The sequence below is a fragment of the Gordonia sp. Z-3 genome (assembly GCF_036233855.1).
GTDB classification, from domain to species: Bacteria; Actinomycetota; Actinomycetes; order Mycobacteriales; family Mycobacteriaceae; genus Gordonia; species Gordonia tangerina.
In genome coordinates this window covers 219,145-236,239 of the sequence record NZ_JAZARS010000004.1, presented here as the reverse complement: position 1 = coordinate 236,239, position 17,095 = coordinate 219,145, and the positions used below count along the sequence as shown (strand labels likewise).

General features: G+C 65.0%; 18 protein-coding genes. 10 read left to right on the top strand and 8 right to left on the bottom strand.

The window, feature by feature from the left end; all coding sequences use genetic code 11:
* The first annotated feature begins 129 nt into the window (after positions 1-129).
* The 3 genes from VX037_RS06330 to VX037_RS06320 all read left to right on the top strand — a co-directional run bounded on the left by VX037_RS06330 (position 130) and on the right by VX037_RS06320 (position 2,524).
* Positions 130-1,347: a Rieske 2Fe-2S domain-containing protein gene (locus VX037_RS06330; RefSeq protein WP_328713624.1), complete on the top strand. Its 1,218-nt coding sequence runs from the start codon at positions 130-132 to the stop codon at positions 1,345-1,347.
* Positions 1,348-1,351: 4 nt separating this feature from the next.
* A complete protein-coding gene (locus VX037_RS06325) occupies positions 1,352-1,753 on the top strand; it encodes a hypothetical protein (RefSeq protein WP_328713622.1) in 402 nt (133 codons plus the stop codon).
* 267 nt (positions 1,754-2,020) lie between these two features.
* A complete protein-coding gene (locus VX037_RS06320) occupies positions 2,021-2,524 on the top strand; it encodes a C40 family peptidase (RefSeq protein WP_372512323.1) in 504 nt (167 codons plus the stop codon).
* Here VX037_RS06320 and VX037_RS06315 read toward each other — a convergent pair.
* Both VX037_RS06315 and VX037_RS06310 read right to left on the bottom strand, forming a co-directional pair.
* Positions 2,499-3,023, bottom strand: coding sequence for a hypothetical protein (locus VX037_RS06315; RefSeq protein WP_328713621.1), 525 nt, complete (start codon positions 3,021-3,023; stop codon positions 2,499-2,501). The two genes, VX037_RS06320 and VX037_RS06315, sit on opposite strands and share 26 nt — an antisense overlap.
* Positions 3,020-3,628, bottom strand: a complete 609-nt coding sequence (locus tag VX037_RS06310) for a TIGR03086 family metal-binding protein (RefSeq protein WP_328713619.1) — start codon at positions 3,626-3,628, stop codon at positions 3,020-3,022. The genes VX037_RS06315 and VX037_RS06310 overlap by 4 nt, the downstream gene beginning before the upstream one ends.
* A gap of 155 nt (positions 3,629-3,783) precedes the next feature.
* On the opposite strand from VX037_RS06310, the gene VX037_RS06305 reads away from it, so the two are divergent.
* Positions 3,784-4,584, top strand: a complete 801-nt coding sequence (locus VX037_RS06305; RefSeq protein WP_266060465.1) for a VOC family protein — start codon at positions 3,784-3,786, stop codon at positions 4,582-4,584.
* 159 nt (positions 4,585-4,743) lie between these two features.
* Here VX037_RS06305 and dmpG read toward each other — a convergent pair whose 3' ends face one another.
* The 4 genes from dmpG to VX037_RS06285 all read right to left on the bottom strand — a co-directional run bounded on the left by dmpG (position 4,744) and on the right by VX037_RS06285 (position 8,404).
* The gene (gene dmpG / locus VX037_RS06300; RefSeq protein ID WP_328713617.1) at positions 4,744-5,820 is read right to left on the bottom strand and encodes a 4-hydroxy-2-oxovalerate aldolase; all 1,077 of its coding nucleotides are present in this window, start codon (positions 5,818-5,820) and stop codon (positions 4,744-4,746) included.
* The gene (locus tag VX037_RS06295) at positions 5,817-6,722 is read right to left on the bottom strand and encodes an acetaldehyde dehydrogenase (acetylating) (protein WP_328713615.1); all 906 of its coding nucleotides are present in this window, start codon (positions 6,720-6,722) and stop codon (positions 5,817-5,819) included. Before VX037_RS06295 ends, dmpG begins: the two co-directional genes overlap by 4 nt.
* A 41-nt stretch (positions 6,723-6,763) precedes the next feature.
* Positions 6,764-7,552 (bottom strand): 2-keto-4-pentenoate hydratase, encoded by a 789-nt coding sequence (locus VX037_RS06290; protein ID WP_328713613.1) that lies wholly within the window; start codon positions 7,550-7,552, stop codon positions 6,764-6,766.
* Positions 7,553-7,624: 72 nt separating this feature from the next.
* Positions 7,625-8,404, bottom strand: a complete 780-nt coding sequence (locus VX037_RS06285) for an SDR family NAD(P)-dependent oxidoreductase (protein ID WP_328713611.1) — start codon at positions 8,402-8,404, stop codon at positions 7,625-7,627.
* 223 nt (positions 8,405-8,627) lie between these two features.
* Here VX037_RS06285 and VX037_RS06280 point away from each other — a divergent pair, with 223 nt between their 5' ends.
* The 5 genes from VX037_RS06280 (at position 8,628) to VX037_RS06260 (ending at position 13,968) form a co-directional block, all read left to right on the top strand.
* The gene (locus VX037_RS06280; protein ID WP_328713609.1) at positions 8,628-9,803 is read left to right on the top strand and encodes a Rieske 2Fe-2S domain-containing protein; all 1,176 of its coding nucleotides are present in this window, start codon (positions 8,628-8,630) and stop codon (positions 9,801-9,803) included.
* Between the two features lie 46 nt (positions 9,804-9,849).
* Positions 9,850-11,028, top strand: coding sequence for an acyl-CoA dehydrogenase family protein (locus VX037_RS06275; RefSeq protein ID WP_328713606.1), 1,179 nt, complete (start codon positions 9,850-9,852; stop codon positions 11,026-11,028).
* An 88-nt stretch (positions 11,029-11,116) separates the two neighbouring features.
* Positions 11,117-12,022: a biphenyl-2,3-diol 1,2-dioxygenase gene (bphC, locus tag VX037_RS06270; RefSeq protein WP_328713604.1), complete on the top strand. Its 906-nt coding sequence runs from the start codon at positions 11,117-11,119 to the stop codon at positions 12,020-12,022.
* Positions 12,023-12,196: 174 nt separating this feature from the next.
* Entirely contained in the window at positions 12,197-13,045 is an 849-nt protein-coding gene (locus VX037_RS06265) for an IclR family transcriptional regulator (RefSeq protein WP_328713603.1), read from the top strand.
* A complete protein-coding gene (locus VX037_RS06260; RefSeq protein ID WP_328713600.1) occupies positions 13,042-13,968 on the top strand; it encodes an alpha/beta hydrolase in 927 nt (308 codons plus the stop codon). The genes VX037_RS06265 and VX037_RS06260 overlap by 4 nt, the downstream gene beginning before the upstream one ends.
* Positions 13,969-13,974: 6 nt before the next feature.
* On the opposite strand, the gene VX037_RS06255 is transcribed toward VX037_RS06260, so the two are convergent.
* Positions 13,975-14,655, bottom strand: a complete 681-nt coding sequence (locus tag VX037_RS06255; RefSeq protein WP_442903643.1) for a PadR family transcriptional regulator — start codon at positions 14,653-14,655, stop codon at positions 13,975-13,977.
* A 136-nt stretch (positions 14,656-14,791) separates the two neighbouring features.
* Between VX037_RS06255 and VX037_RS06250 the strand changes: the two genes are divergently transcribed.
* Positions 14,792-15,343 (top strand): flavin reductase family protein, encoded by a 552-nt coding sequence (locus tag VX037_RS06250; RefSeq protein ID WP_328713599.1) that lies wholly within the window; start codon positions 14,792-14,794, stop codon positions 15,341-15,343.
* Positions 15,344-15,405: 62 nt separating this feature from the next.
* Here the strand turns inward: VX037_RS06250 and VX037_RS06245 are convergent, their stop codons facing one another.
* Positions 15,406-17,046, bottom strand: coding sequence for a flavin-containing monooxygenase (locus tag VX037_RS06245; RefSeq protein ID WP_328713598.1), 1,641 nt, complete (start codon positions 17,044-17,046; stop codon positions 15,406-15,408).
* Positions 17,047-17,095: the final 49 nt, after the last annotated feature.

The following is a 17,095-nucleotide window of genomic DNA, read 5'->3' as shown; positions in this document are numbered from 1 at the left end:
GGCCCATTTCCTGGTCCGATCATCACCACATGCAGCGATCGACTCGTCATTTTTGTAACATGTTCTAGTATTGGGTTCGTACCGATTCGAGCGGAACGAGCGAATCACACGCCAGAACAGGAGTAACGGATGTCAGCGACCCCCGAGGCGACCGCAGGCGTCACCGCCCACGGCGACGACGTCGCCGTTCGCGAGATCGACACCGGCACGCCCCCTACCCGGTTCGCGCGCGGCTGGCACTGCCTCGGCCTCATCGACGACTTCACCGACGGCAAGCCGCACTCCGTGCACATCTTCGGCACCAAGTTGGTCGTGTGGGCCGATTCGAAGGGCGAGATCAACGTCCTCGACGCCTACTGCCGACACATGGGCGGCGACCTCTCGCAGGGCAGTGTCAAGGACGACAACGTGGCATGCCCGTTCCACGGCTGGTTGTGGAAGGGCAACGGACGCTGCGCGGGCGTTCCGTACGCCAAGCGCAATCCGAAGCTCGCCAAGACACGCGCGTGGCCGACGATGACCCGCAACGGTCAGGTGTTCGTCTACAACGATCCCGAGGGCAACCCGCCGCCCGAGGAGTGCATCATTCCCGAACTCGACGAGGTCGGCTCCGACGAGTGGACTCCGTGGACGTGGAATCGCATCGTCATCGAGGGTTCCAACTGCCGCGAGATCATCGACAACGTCGTCGACATGGCGCACTTCTACTATGTGCACTTCGCTCTACCCGACTACTTCAAGAACGTGTTCGAGGGCGAGGTCGCCGCGCAGTACATGAACTCGCACGGACGACCCGACGTCACACTCGGCACCAACTACGGCGACAGCCGGCTGGAGTCCATCGCGGCGTATTACGGGCCGTCGTACATGCTCAACCCGATGGTGCAGTACTACGGCGGCTTCGCGATCGAGACGATCCTGACCAACTGCCACTACCCCATCGACGAGAACTCCTTCGTACTGATGTACGGCGTGATGGCCAAGGTCCCCGAAGGTCTGACCGCCGAGCAGGCTGCCAAGATGGCGTCGAAGATCACTGCGGGCGTCGAGGTCGGATTCCTGCAGGACGTCGAAATCTGGAAGAACAAGACTCGCATCGACAATCCGCTCCTCGTCGAGGAGGACGGACCTGTGTATCAGCTGCGCCGCTGGTACGAGCAGTTCTACGTCGACAAGGCCGATGTCGACGAGGAGATGACGCAGCGCTTCGAATACGAGATCGACACGTCGAAGGCTCTGGAGAGCTGGGGCGTGGAGATCCAGGAGAACCTGCGGCGCCAGGAGGAAGAGGCTGCCGAAGAGTCCGGGGCGCCGGCGGCCGAGCCCACGCAGAAGGCGCAGGTGTGAGGCGATGACACGGGCAGCCGCGCGCCAGGTGGCGTCGGGAGGTCGTGGCTGGGCCAAGGCCCCCGACTTCGACGACGATCCCGAGCGCCTGGCTGCCGTGCACGCCGCCACCGAACGCGATCGCGCACACTATCTACGTGGCGGGATGCGCGAAATCGAGTGCCGGTCGTGTCATGCGTGCGTGCTGGTCAAGAAGACCAGCACGTTCCACACCAGCGTGCAGTGGACCGTCGATGCCCGCGAGCGCTGCAACGAACTCGAGCGCGCCGACGACGGGCGCAAGGCCTTGTTGCCGGGCGCGATGATGCCGACGTGCCCGCGGCTGTCGGCCAGTATCGACCACGGCGTGGCCGAGGGCATCATCCCGCCCGAGTCGCCGGAGAGCGACCCCGACGGGTACTGGTGAGTCCACGCCGCCCGTCTCCGCGCGCTCTGCGATCTCGGGCGCCCAGCGTGATCCCCGCCCTCGGGAAAGCGCCCCACAGATGCGCCCCCGCCAGAGCCGCCGCGAACATTATGTCGACGGAAGGGCTCACCCGGGCGTTTCTATGGGGCGCTTTTCGGGACCCGCGACCACAGTTGGGACGGCACCGAGCACATGTGGTCACAAATTTCTTCACCACTCTCAATCGAAACTTGAGACAAGCGCAGCACCGTCCGTCACTCTGATGTCATGCACAACATCCGACGCCGCCTTGTCGCTGCGCTGTGCGCGGCCGGCATCGTGGTGGGCGTCGGCTTCGGAGTAGGCACTCCGGCGATGGCCGACACCGGCTCATCGGGCTCCTCCGGCTCCGTCGAGATCTACCTCCCCATCCCGACACCGGCAGGTATGCAGGCGCTCTCTGCTGCCATGACCCAGGTCGGGCGACCCTACAAATGGGGTGGGACGGGCCCGTGGTCATGGGATTGTTCCGGTCTGATGCAGTGGGCGTTCTCCACCGCCGGCATCCGACTACCGCGAACCAGTCAGGAGCAGGCGCGGGTCGGCCATGCGATCCCATTGTCAGCGCTGGCCCCGGGCGACATCATCATCTTCTATCGCGACGCCAGCCACGTCGGCATCTACGCCGGCTTCGGTCAGGTGTTCAACGCCTATGGGCCCAACGGGGCACCGATCGGGTTCACCCCGCTGAATCACTGGTCGTACATCAAGACGATCCGTCGGCTGGGGTGAGGGCGGCCGCCACCACCAGTCCGATGAGCGCTATCGCGACGATCAGGATGCCGAGCAGGCCGTAACCCACGTCCACCAACGGTGACTCCACCCGAATCGCATCCTGCACCTGCTGGTCGAACAGATGCCCCCCGGGATCGGCCAGTGCCGGGATCGTCACCGCCAACGTCGCGACGGCACCGAGCCCGACGACCGCCACCGCCGGCCACCGCAGTCGCGGGCGCCACCACGCAAGGAGTGACACGACCGTGATGATCGCCCCGAACGTCACCGTCCACAGCCCGGGACGCAGGGTGTGCTCCTCGAGAAATGCGACATCCTCGGCGGTGGCGCCGGGCACCCGAACCCGGCCGAGTCCGGTGATCGACGGCTGCACTCCTTCGTCGGAGATCCCCCATGGGACGAGACTGAAGCCGATCAACAGCAACCCACCGAGTGCAGCGATCGGCCAGGTGAATCGACGGATCGTGGCTCGTGCCCGGTCGACTCCGTCGCTCATTCCTCCAGGGTGCCATGCGGCCAGAACGGATCGCGGCCGGTCAGACCGGCCAGTCGGTCGATGAGACGGGCGTCGTCGGGGACATCGACGACGGGCCCGAACATTCCTTCCCGCTCGCTCTGCGGGCCCGGCGGATGGTGGAAGTCGAACACGACCTGAAGGATTTCCTCGGGCAACGCGTAGTCGATGCCGATGGCGCGTGCCACATCCCAGCCGTGCAGCACCAGCTCCGACAGGGCAATGGTGCCCATGACCTCGGCCGGGGCGTCGACACCGCCGGCCTGTGTCATGCCGTCCCAGGCCCCGGGAGTGTTCCATGCGTCGGCGAGATCCCGCACGTGACGACGCAGCGCATCGGGCCAGTCCGATGCCAGTTCGCTGCGCGCCGGGTCCGGCGGTGTCGATGTCAGCGGCCCGAAGTCCTTTCTTGCGGCCGCGGCGAACGCCTGCGACAACCCGTCGACGTGGCCCAGCAACGCGGCCAGGTCCATCTCGGAGCAGGGACTCGGGCGGCGCAGCATCGCATCGGTGATCGGGTCCGTCATCGCGATCATCTCGTCGGCAGCCGCCGAGATCTGCCGGGCGTGGGTGGTGTCGTTGGGCATGTCGGTACTCCTCACGTCGGTTCCACTCATCGGTGTCGACCGATCGGCGGGCCATTTTTCATCGGTCTGCCGGTTCGCAGCGTGCCTGCGATGACTTTCGGTCACGCTTGAGGTCAGCAGTGGTGTTCTATCCCGAATCCTCGAAAGGATGCATGATGAGCGACTACTCGGCACCGATCGGCGCACCGATCTGGTTCGATCTGATGAGCAGTGACCCCGACAAGGCCGCCGAGTTCTACGGCGCGATCTTCGGGTGGGAAGCGGAGGCGGCCAATCCCGACTTCGCCGGCTATCGCAACTTCCTCAAGAACGGCAAACGGGTCGCCGGATGTGGACCTGTGATGGACCCGTCCGGTCCGTCCGACATCTGGTCGGTGTACTTGCACAGCGCCGATCCGGCCGCCACCGTCGCGGCCGTGGAGAAGGCGGGCGGTTCGATGATGGTGCCGCCGATGGATGTCGGCGACATGGGCACCATGATGGTCGCCACCGACAGCGCGGGTGCGGTGATCGGCTGGTGGAAGCCCAACACCCATCCCGGCTTCCTGGAATGGGGCACCCACGGGACACCGTACTGGTTCGAGTGCCAGAGCAAGGACTACAAGAAATCCATCGAGTTCTACACCGACGTCATCGGCGCGAGGATCGAAGAGGTCGGCACCGGCGGCGACCCGGACGCGGTGGGCCCTGACTTCTACGGACAGGTGTTCGTCGGCGAGAGCTCCTACTCCGGGATCATGGACGCCGCCAAGCTGTTCCCTGCCGAGGTGCCATCGTTCTGGCAGGTCTACATCACCGTCGACGACGTGGCCGCGACGGTGAAGCAGGTCGAGTCGCTCGGCGGTGGGGTGATGATGGCCGGCGAGGAAACCCCCTACGGCACTCTTGCAGCAGTGACCGACCCGTTCGGGGCGGTGTTCTGTCTGGGGCATCCGCCCGCCGGCTGGGAGGGGTAGGCGGCCGCGGCCGCCCAGGAGGGCGCGGACGACGCGGGTCGGCTCGGAGAACGCGGGTCGTCGACGGTCCGCGCGGACCGAGTCGACCTGCGCCATCCCACACGACCCGCGTGAACCTGCCCGGTCACGCCGTCCAACGAACGCGGCAGGCCGTAGCCCTCAGACCCCCGCGTTCGCGTCCTGCTTCTTCTTCAGCTCCAACGCGATGTCGATCAGCTGGTCCTCCTGCCCACCAACGAGCTTGCGGTTGCCGGCCTCGAGCAGGATCTCGGCGGCCGAGACGTTGTAGCGTTCGGCGTGCCCCTCGGCGTGCTTGAGGAAGCTCGAGTAGCAGCCGGCGTAGCCCATCATCATCGCCGAGCGATCCACCAGGCATTCCGACGGCATCGCCGGTCGCACCACATCCTGGGCGGCGTCAGCGATCTTCATGAAATCCACGCCGGTGGTGATACCCAACTTGTCGCACACCCCGACGAATGCCTCGGTCGGCGTGTTACCGGCGCCGGCGCCGAAGCGGCGGATCGAGCCGTCGATCTGCTGCGCACCGGCACGAATGGCGTTGATGGAGTTGGCCACCGCAATGTCGAGGTTCTCGTGCCCGTGGAAGCCGATCTGCGCATCATCACCGAGTTCGGCTCGTAGCGCCTGCACCCGGTAGGTGACGTCCTCGAGCACCAGTGCGCCTGCGGAGTCGACCACGTACACGCACTGGCAGCCGGCGTCGGCCATGATGCGGGCTTGTTCGGCCAGCTTCTCGGGCGGCTGCGAATGGCTCATCATCAAGAATCCGACGGTCTCCAACCCGAGATCGCGGGCAAGCCCGAAGTGCTGAATCGACACGTCGGCCTCGGTGCAGTGGGTGGCGATGCGGCAGATCTGTCCACCGTTGTCCTGCGCAGCCCGGATGTCGTCCTTGGTGCCGAGTCCGGGCAGCATCAGGAACGCGATCTTGGCCTGCTTCGCTGTCTCCGCGGCGGTCTTGATCAGTTGCTGCTCCGGGGTTTTGGAGAAGCCATAGTTGAACGAGGATCCACCGAGTCCGTCGCCGTGAGTCACCTCGATCACCGGCACACCCGACGCGTCGAGCGCGCCGACGATGTCACGCACCTCCTGCTCGGTGAACTGGTGACGCTTGTGGTGGCTGCCGTCGCGCAACGACGAGTCGGTGATCCGGATGTCGAGGGTGCCGGAGTACTTGCGGGCGTTGGCCATCAGATCTGTGGTGGCAGTGCTCATGCCGATGCTCCCAACTTGGTCTTCGCGATCTCCTCGCCGACCTTGGTGGCGGCGGCGGTCATGATGTCGAGGTTGCCCGAGTACGGCGGCAGGAAATCGCCGGCGCCTTCGACCTCGACGAAGATCGAAACCCGGGCGTGGCCGCCGTTGATGGCCGAGGGCGGATCGAACTGCGGGTCCTGCAGCAGCCGATAGCCCGGCACATACGACTGGATCTCCCTCTCTCGCTTGTGGATCGACTCGGCAATCGCGTCGGTGTCGGCGTCCTCCGGGATCGCGCAGAAGATGGTGTCGCGCATGATCATCGGCGGGTCGGCCGGATTGAGGATGATGATCGCCTTGCCACGCACGGCACCACCGATGGTCTCGATCCCCTTCGACGTGGTCTTGGTGAACTCGTCGATGTTGGCGCGCGTACCCGGTCCGGCCGAGACCGATGCGACCGAGGCGACGATCTCCGCATAAGGCACCGGCACCACCGACGACACCGCATGCACCATCGGAATCGTCGCCTGCCCTCCACAGGTGATCATGTTGGTGTTCGGCGCGTCGAGGTGTTCACGCAGATTGGCCGGCGGAACCACCGCGGGCCCGACCGCAGCGGGAGTGAGGTCGACGGCGGTGATCCCGGCTGCCTCGTACTTCGATGCATACTCACGATGCACGTAGGCCGAGGTGGCCTCGAAGATCAGATCGGGTTTGTCCGACGACCCGAGCAGCTCGTCGGCACCGCCACTCATGGTGATCAGTCCGTGGTCGGCGGCTCGCTTCATGCCCTCCGAGTCGGCGTCGATACCGACCATCCACCGGGGCTCGATGACCTCAGATCGTTGCAGCTTGTACATCAGGTCGGTGCCGATGTTGCCCGACCCGATGATTGCTGCGGTCAGCTTGGCTGGCACGTGCGCCTCCTGTTTCTTGACATGTCGAAAGTCGTTGATGGTCAGGTGAAGTCGAGGGTGACCGACCCGAGGCCGGCGAACTCGGCCACGAAATGGTCGCCCGAGCTGATGTCGATGGCACGGGTGGCGGTACCGGGCAGAATCACATCTCCCTTGCGCAGCCGCACCCCGAAGCTCTCCACCTTGCGCGCCAACCACGACACGGCGTTGAGCGGGTGGCCGAGCACCGCCGACGAATTGCCCTTCGCCACGATCTCCCCATTTCGGTGCAACACCGCATCGATATCCCCGGTATCGACCTCGCTGATCGGGACGCGCTGCTCCCCCAGAATCCAGCCACACGACGACGCGTTGTCGGCGATCGTGTCGCACAGCGTGATCTTCCAATCGGCGATCCGCGAGTCGATCAGTTCGATCGACGGCACCACCCACTCGACCGCATCGATGACGTCGTCGTTGGTACATCCCGCACCGGGCAGATCCTTGCCGAGGATGAACCCGACCTCGACCTCCACCCGCGGAAAGCACAGCTTCCCGGCATCGATCGGGGTCTTCTCGAAGTACTGCATCTCATCGAGCAAATGCCCGTAGTCCGGCTCGTCGACGTTCATCATCTTCTGCATGGCCTCCGACGCGAGGCCCACCTTGTGCCCGGCGACCTTCGCGCCGGCGTCCAGGCGTTTGCGGATGTTGATCAGCTGGATCTCGTACGCGTCGACGACGTCGAGGCCCACGTGGGAGTCCGTAGGACGATCGATCGCCACCGCCGACTGCTCCGCGTTCCACAGATCGGCCGCGATCTGCTCCCGAACTGCCTGGTCGACCGCCACTTCGTCTCCTTCTGGGTAGAGTGAACGTGTTCTAGTTTAGAACACGTTGCAGATTTTCGACACGCCCCTGGTTCACGCGTGTGAACCGCCGTCGACGCGCACCTCGGTGCCGGTGACGAAGGCCGCATCCTCGCTCGCCAGCATGGCGACGACACCTGCCACCGTCTCCGGCGGCGCAAACCCACCGCCGAACAGCAACGGCGTGGGAAACAACGAGAAGTCGGCGTCCTCGGGCAGGCCCGGTCCCAGGCTCTGTCCGCTGGCCCCCGTACCGTCGGTCATCCCCGATGAGATCGAGCCCGGCTGGACGGCGTTGAAGCGGATGCCGGCCTTCCCATACTCGGAGGCCAACGCGTGTGTCATCGCCTGGATGCCACCCTTGCTGGCCGCATAGGCAGCCATGTAAGGGTGGGCGAACGCCGCCGACGTGGAGCTGAAGTTCACGACCGCCGGTGAGCGACCCTGCCCCAGCGCCGGGATGGCCTCGCGGATCATCAGGAACGTACCGGTCAGATTGATGCGGATGACCGACTCGAAGTCCTCGAGCGCCAGCTCGTGGGTGTGCGCCGACCGCAGTATTCCCGCGGCGTTGATCAAGACGTCGAGGCCACCCAGACTTTCGATCGCGGCGGCGACCCCGGCACGTACGGATGCCTCATCGGCAACGTTGATCACCACCGTCGTCAGCTTCGACGAGGCCCCTACCTTGCTCTTGGTGTCGGCAAGTCCGGCCTCGCTGATGTCGGCGGCGACAACGTCGGCACCCTCATCGAGCAGCCGGAGCACGGTCGCCTGACCGATCCCCGATCCGGCACCAGTGATCAAAACGCGTCGTCCTGTGTATCGCTGCATGGCAGTCTCCTCGCTGCACTCGCCGACCTCACATCGTCGGCGTCTGGGCTCGCTACGTTCAGCGATACCACCAGACTGTGTGCCCGGGGTAGGAAATCGCACCCACTGAGTGGGAAGGCGGAAATCCTCGTCCGCTGAACGGGAGACCGCAGCCCCAGGTCGCCCCACCTCCGACGACCATCGACCTCGACAGGTCAGTACGTCCGGAGAGTTGGAGGTCTCGATGCTGGGTCACACGACACAAGGTCAATCACCCTCGCAAGTAGAGGAATTCAGGACGATCGAGGCCGCGGGTGCACCAACGCGGTTTGCCCGGGGCTGGCACTGCCTCGGGCTGCTCGACACGTTTCGCGACGGTCAACCGCATGAGGTGAAGGCCTTCGGCACCACCCTGGTGGTCTTCGCGGCGCAGGAGACCGGGAAGATCCACATACTCGACGCGTACTGCCGGCACATGGGCGGCAATCTCGCTCGCGGCACGGTCAAGGGCAATTCGATCGCCTGCCCCTTCCATGACTGGCGGTGGGGCGGAAACGGCCGCTGCACCGACATCCCTTACGCCAAAAGGGTTCCGCCGGTGGCCAAGACACGCGCGTGGCCAGCACTGGAACGCAATGGTCAGCTGTTCGTATGGCACGATCCGCAGGGCAGCAAGCCCACCGACGATGTGACGATCCCGGTCATCGAGGGCTTCGGCAGTCCGGAGTGGACCGATTGGACGTGGAACTCGATCCTGGTCGAGGGGTCGCATTGCCGTGAGATCGTCGACAACGTGGTGGACATGGCGCACTTCTTCTATGTGCACTACGCGTTTCCCCGCTACTTCAAGAATGTGTTCGAGGGGCACACCGCGACTCAGTACATGCGGTCCACCCCACGTCACGACATCGAGGTCGGTACCAACTACGACGACCCGAACTCCACTCTGCGATCCGATGCGTCCTACTTCGGGCCGTCCTACATGATCGACTGGCTGTGGAGTGAAGCCCAGGGCATGACCATCGAGACCGTGCTGATCAACTGTCACTACCCGGTCACATCGAACTCCTTTGTGCTGCAGTACGGAGCGATGGTCAAGAAGCCCGAAGGCATGTCCGACGAGATGGCCGCCGGTATGGCCGCACAATTCGCCCAGGGTGTCGAGATGGGCTTCGAACAGGACATCGAGATCTGGAAAAACAAGGCGCCCATCGACAATCCGCTGCTCTCTGAAGAGGACGGGCCGGTCTATCAGCTGCGTCGGTGGTATGAGCAGTTCTATGTCGATGTCGAGGACATCACCGACGACATGACCAACCGCTTCGAGTTCGAGATCGACACCGATCGCGCCGTGCAGAGCTGGGAGGCCGAGGTCGCCGAGAACATCGCCGCCGGGACGACTCTGCAAGCGCACAGCTGACCGGCCGAACAGCGCGCATCACCGATCGAATCGACAAGGAAACAACATGAATGAAGCACTGGAGAACATCACCGCACTGGCCGAGGAGATCCGCGGCCAAGCCGACGAGGCCGAACGTCTCGGCCAACTGCCCGACGAGACCGCCAAAAAGCTCAAGGCGGCGGGGCCCATCCGCCTACTGCAGCCCAAACGCTACGGCGGCTACGAAGCCCACCCCCGCGAGTTCGCCGAGACCGTGATGGCCGCGGCAGCCCTCGATGGTGCGACCGGCTGGGTCTGCGGCATTGTCGGCGTCCACCCGTGGCAGCTCGCATTTGCCGATCAGCGCGTCCAGGAAGAGGTCTGGGGTAGCGACAACGACACCTGGATGGCATCGCCATACGCACCCACCGGCGTCGCCGTGCCGGTCGACGGCGGCTACATCTTCAACGGCCGCTGGCAGTTCAGCTCGGGCACCGACCATTGCGATTGGATCTTCCTCGGCGCGATGCTCGGCACCGCCGCGGGCGATATCGCCGAACCGCCGACGATGCTGCACATGATCCTGCCCCGCAGCGACTATCAGATCGTCGACGACTCGTGGAACGTCGTGGGTCTCAAGGGCACCGGCTCCAAGGACATCATCGTCAAGGACGCCTTTGTCCCGAACTACCGGGTGATGAACGGCGATCACGTCATCGACGGCACCGCGCAGCGCGAGTACGGCGTCACCGAGACGCTCTACAAGATGCCGTGGTCCAACATGTTCCCCCTGGGTATCTCGTCGGCAGTGATCGGGATCGCCGAGGGTGCGCTCGCGGCCCACCTGGACTATCAGCGTGACCGTGTGGGCGCGCAGGGCACGGCGATCAAGGACGACCCGTACGTACTGTTCGCCGTGGGAGAGGCGGCCGCCGACATCAACGCGGCTCGCCAGGAGTTGCTGGCCACCGTGGACTCGATGTGGGACATCGTCGACGCCGGAAAGGAAGTGTCCTTCGAACAGCGGGCCGCGGGACGTCGAACCCAGGTTCGTGCGGCCTGGCGCGCGGTGATGGCGGTCGATCAGATCTTCGCACGATCCGGCGGCAACGCGTTGCGAATGGACAAGCCGCTCCAGCGGTTCTGGCGCGACGCCCACGCCGGCCTGAATCACGCGATCCATGTGCCCAGCACCGTCTATCACGCCTCGGCGCTCACATCGCTGGGCCTCGAGCCGCCTGAAGCACTGCAGAAGATGATCTGAGCCGCCACATCTGACCATCGGCCATCGGCCATCGGCCATCGGCCATCGGCCATCGGCCATCGGCCATCGACACATCAAGGAGTTCGACATGACAGAGATCAAGGGTCTGGGGTACCTCAAGATCCAGACAAACGACATCGCCCGCTGGCGCACCTTCGCCTTCGACGTGCTGGGCTTCGCCGAGGGCAGTGGACCCGACGAGAACGCGTTGTATCTGCGGATGGACGAACGCGCCGCCCGCATCGTCATCGTCGGGGGCGAGACAGACGAAGTCGTCGACATCGGCTGGGAGGTGCGCGACGCCGCGGCACTCACCCGGGTGCAGGCGACCCTGGAGCGCGCGGGAATCGCGGTGAAACCGCTCTCGATCGAGGAGGCGGAGGCACGTCGGGTCGAGGAAGTCATCTCGTTCACCGACCCCACCGGAGCCACCGTAGAGATCTTCCACGGTCCGGTCCTGGACCACAGCCCACTCGTCACGCCGTTCGGCGCGGGATTCGTGACTGGTGCCCAGGGACTCGGCCACGTCGTCCTGCCCACCACCGACCCCGCCGCCGCGCTCGATTTCTACACCGAGGTGCTCGGCTTTCTGCCCCGCGGCGCGATGCGGTTGCCTGCTCCGCCGGAGTACGGTCCGATGCGCATCCGCTTCCTGGGCATCAACGAGCGTCATCACAGCCTCGCCCTGTGCCCCGCCCCGCACGGCGGCGCACCCGGACTCATCCATGTGATGGTCGAGGTGGACTCCCTCGACGCCGTCGGACAGGCTCTGGACCGCGTCGTCAAGGACGGCTTTTCGGTGTCGTCGACCCTCGGCCGCCACACCAACGACAAGATGGTGTCCTTCTACGTCCGAGCGCCCGGCGGCTGGGACATCGAGTTCGGCACCGATGGCATGAAGGTCGACGAAACCCATTACACGGCCGAGGAGATCACCGCGGACAGCTATTGGGGCCACGACTGGTCGGCCAGCGAACCGCTCGCCGCGATGTAACGCCGCACCAATGAAATCGGGAGCGTCTCGCCCTTCGGGTGGGACGCTCCCGTTGTCAGCGGCAAACAGACTTGATGTGATTGCCAACACAACGTATATTCCTAATCGGCATATACCTAATAGGCATACGAGCCGTAGGCATATGAACCCTTCGTCAGCCCCATGGAGGTGCTCATGACCGTCAACCTCGACTCCCACACCCCGGCCGCTGCGCTGGATCGCGCGTCACTCGTGCTCGACGCATTCGATGGACCGGGAAGGCTCACCCTCGCGCAGATCGTGCGTCGCACCGGCCTGCCCCGATCCTCGGCGCACCGCATACTGGAACGTCTCGTACATCTGCGCTGGCTGCGACGGCAGGGGCGCGACTACGAGCTCGGCATCCGACTGATGGAGCTCGGCTCCATCGCCGTCCACCAGGACCGACTCCATGCGGCCGCACTGCCCTACCTTCACGAACTGCATCGAGCGACCGGCTTCGTGGTCCACCTCGCCATCCTCGACGGATCCGACGTGCTCTATCTGGAGAAGATCGGCGGCGCTCTCGCGGCCTCTGTCCCGACCCGTGTCGGAGGTCGGCAACCCGCACATTGCACCGCCGTCGGCAAGGCAATCATGGCGTTCGCTGATGCCCGCGACCGCGGAGCTCACGGGGAATCGCTGATGCAGAAGACGAGATATTCCATCACCAGCACCACCCGCCTGGACGCCGAGCTCGCGAAGGTCCGCGCCCATGGGGTCGCCTACGAACGCGAAGAGTCGGTCGCCGGCATCGGTTGTGTTGCCGCACCGATCGGGGAGCTCGACGAGAACGTGGCAGCGGTGTCGGTCTGCGGACCGGCCGACCGGATGGCATTCGATCACCGATTGGCCGCACCCGTCCGAATGACCGCGCTGGCCATCTGGCGCAACCTCGACGACGGGGCGACACGTGTGGTGCCGACGCTGCAACGTCGCCATCAACTCCGGATGGGCCCGGCGAACCCGTCGATCGGTATCGCCGCGATGCCGGTGGCACGATGATCGACCCTGAGATCGCGGCCATCCTCCCCGTGCTCAATGGCGCCTTTCCACGTGTCGAGGGTATGTCCGGCGAGGAGGCACGAGAAGCGATAAGGGCTCGGCTGCAGCCCGTTTCCGACCCGACTCCCGTGGCGTCGGTATGCGACCGCATGGTGCCGGGACCAGCCGGCGAGATCCCCGTACGCATCTACCACCCACTCGACCCGTTCCCGGCCGAGCGCGCCGCCCTGGTGGTGTTTGCACACGGCGGCGGTTTTGTGTTCTGCGACCTGGATACTCACGACGACCTGTGCCGCTCGATGGCAGCCGGTACCGGCGCGATCGTCGTGTCGGTGGATTATCGACTAGCCCCAGAACATCCGTGGCCGGCCGCCGCACATGACGTGTACGCCGTCGTGGCGTGGGCGGCCGACCGTGCCGAGGAATTCGCTGCCGACGCAGAACGGTTGGTGATAGTCGGCGACAGCGCCGGCGGCAATCTCGCCGCCGTCACCACCGTGCTCGCCCGCGATCGCGGCGGGCCCGGAGTCCGCGCGCAGGTGCTCCTATATCCGGTGATCTCCGCCGACTTCACGACCGAATCGTATGTGCGTTTCGGAGAGGGGCATTACAACACCGCTAGCGCGATGAAATGGTATTGGGACCAGTATGTTCCGGTACGCGACCACCGCACCCACCCGCATGTCTCGCCCGCTCATGCCGACCTCCTGGGCCTACCCCCGACCATCGTCGTGACCGCGGGGTACGACCCTCTCTGGTCCGAAGGCAGTGGCTTCGTCAATGCGCTCGAGGCCGCCGGGGTGTCAACCACACATCGCGACCACCCGGGCGCCGTCCACGGCTTCATGACCATGCCGTCGCTCCAGTTGTGTGCCCGTGCCCGTGCCCAGACGTGGTCTGACATCCGCACTCTCGTGAAGTGACCAGGATCAGTCGTTGTGTTCTTGGTCCTTTACCTGCTGTTCCACCTCACGCCAGTGCCCGGGCCGCGGCTTCGGAAAGGCCTCGCCCACGGATGTTCCCGATATGAATGCTTGGTCGGCGGAGTCGATCTCGTCCATCAATTGCAGCGCCAGCTCACGTTCGCTCGCGTAATAGCGCTCTGCCCAACGCATCGCGATCCGCGCATAGGACCACGCCGGTTCGGCCTCGGCCGCGGCCGCGTCGATCGAGACACGGTGCTGCAGTTCATCCATCCGCGCCACGTGCTCCGCCAGCATCGCCTTCAGCTTCTCCGGCGTACTCAGATGCCCGAACGCTGTACGTAGCACCACACCGTGTTTGAGCATCGGTGGGTCCACCGGCGCATCCAACGCCCAGATCCTTACCGCCCGACGTCCGGCGTCGGTGATCTTGTAGACGCGCCGATTGCGCCCGCCCTCGCCGTTGGCCATCCATGAGGTGGCGTAACCATGCTGCTCGACGCGTTTGAGCTCGGAGTAGACCTGGCTGAACGAGGGACTCCAGTAGTAGTGCCGAAGACTCCAGTCTGCCCACTTCTTGATGTCGTAACCGGACACTTCTTCCTCGTAGGCGAGCATGCAGAGAATCGCCCAGGAGGTCGGAGGGAGGTTGGGTAGCTCCTCGAATCGGGTCGGGGCCGAGGTCACGCGGCCATGGTACCAACCGCACGACCATGGCCCGCGAACTCGATCCCGCCGCACTCCCCGCTGACCGGGACATCCTCTTGCGGCTCTGCAGGACGTGGACGGAACATTTTGGTGGATAACAGTATTCGGAGGAGACATGACATCACACGTGACAACCAGGGACGCCACGCGCGACGGCCTGATCGCGAACGGCGACATCGATCCCCCCGCCCAGGCCCCCAGTGCCAGGAATCTCCGCCGCGTGTGGGGCAACTTCGCCACCGGGGTGGCGGTGATCACGGCCCACGACGGTGAGCGACCGATCGGGTTCACCTGCCAGTCGGTGGTCTCGGTGTCCCTCGATCCACCGCTGATGTCGTTCTGCCCATCGCGCACGTCGACCACCTGGCCACTTGCCCGTGAGGTCGGCGCGCTGTGCATCAACATCCTGGCCGCCGATCAGCAGGAGATGTGCCGGCAGTTCGCCGTGAGCGGCGCCGACAAGTTCCGCGGCATCGACTGGTCACCCACCGGTAACGGTGCGCCCGCGATCAGCGGCGCGCTCGCTCACATCGACGGGCACCTGGTCTCCGAGCACGACGCCGGAGACCACAGCATCGCCGTCGCCGCGATCACCGCACTGTCCGCCGACGAGGACAGCACCCCGCTGCTGTTCTTTCGCGGCAGCTTGAGCGGTCTCGCCGGCTGAAACGGCAACAACACACAAGCTCCCCGGCCCAACACCGGGGAGCTTGTGCGTCGAGGGGGTACTCAGTCGTCGACATCGGCAGCACGGAACATCTCGAACCCGCGGTAATCATCGGCGGCCACGTCCGCGATGATCTGGCCGTACACGCCGAACCCGCCGACGAACGGCATGAACACTCGCGGCTTCCCGGGAATGTTGGCACCCAGGTACCAGGAGTTCGCGGCGGGCATGAGGGTCTGTGCGGCCCGTTCGGAACACTCGCGCACCCACCCGTCCACTGCCTCGGCCCGCGCCTCGATGGCGTCAGCGCCCTTCACCTCGACCGCCGCAATGGCGGCTGCCACCCAATCGACGTGCAGTTCGGAATGCAACACCATGTTCGCCAGCACCGACGGGCTGCCGGGGCCGGTGAGGTTGAACAGATTCGGGAATCCGGCGACGCCTAGACCCAGGTAGGTGCTGGGCCCGTCGCTCCATGCCTGCTTCAGGGTCTCACCGGCGCGACCGACGATGTTGATCCGTTCCACCGCACCGGTCATGGCGTCGAATCCGGTGGCCAACACCAGCGAATCCAGTTCCACGGTACGGCCATCGACACGGATGCCGGTCGGTGTGATCCGCTCGATCGGCGTTGCCCGCACATCGACGAGGTGTACGTTCGCTCGATTGAACGTCTGGAAATAATGGTCATCGGTGCAGATCCGCTTGGCTCCGATGGGATGGTCATGCGGGATCAACATGTCGGCGACCGCCTGATCGTCGACCACGGCGCGGATCTTCGACTCCCAGAAGTCCTGGGCGGTCCGATTGGCCTCCAGGTCGGTCAGTTGGTCGGGGAAGGTCTTACTGAACAGCACACCGCCGAGCAGCCACCGTTTCTCGTAGGCGTCGCGTCGTTCGTCGTCGGTGACCGACAACGCCGGCGACGGATACGGTTGGTGCGGCGATCCGCCGCCGCTTTCCATCGACAGTCGGCGCCGCTCGGCGTAGCCGGCTTTGTATCGCGCACGGTCGGCGTCATCGAGCGCGAGGTTTCCGGCCGGGATGCTGTAATTGGCGGTCCGCTGGAACACGGTCAGCTCGGCCGCTTGCTCGGCGATTTTCGGAACAGCCTGTATCCCTGATGATCCCGTGCCGATGACACCGACCCGCTTGCCGGTGAAATCGACACCCGCATGTGGCCAGGCCGACGTGTGATGCACATCCCCGGCAAACGATGCCAGGCCCGGGATGTGCGGGATGTTAGCGCTCGACAGCGGACCGAGTGCGAGAACGCAGAAACGGGCCGACACCTCCTCCCCGGTGTCGGTGCGGACGTGCCAGCGCAACGACTGCTCGTCCAGGGTCATATCGACCACCCGGGTGTTGAGCGTGATGTCGCGCATCAGGTCGAATCGGTCCGCGACATGTTCGAGGTAGGACAGGATCTCCGGCTGGGTTGCGTACTTCTCGCTCCAGTTCCATTCCTGCTGCAGCGCGTCGTCGAACGAGTACGAGTAGTCAACGCTCTCAACGTCACAGCGTGCACCGGGATAGCGGTTCCAATACCACACACCGCCGACTCCCCCACCGGCCTCATACACCTGAACATCCAGACCGTCGCGCCGAAGCCGTTGCAACGCATACAGACCTGCGATCCCCGCTCCGACGACGACGACGTCGACGCCGCGCACGGCCGCGGAGGAAGGTTTGGGACTGTTCACAGGACATCGCCTTTCGATCGAGCTGCTCATCGACCGCCGACGCTAGATC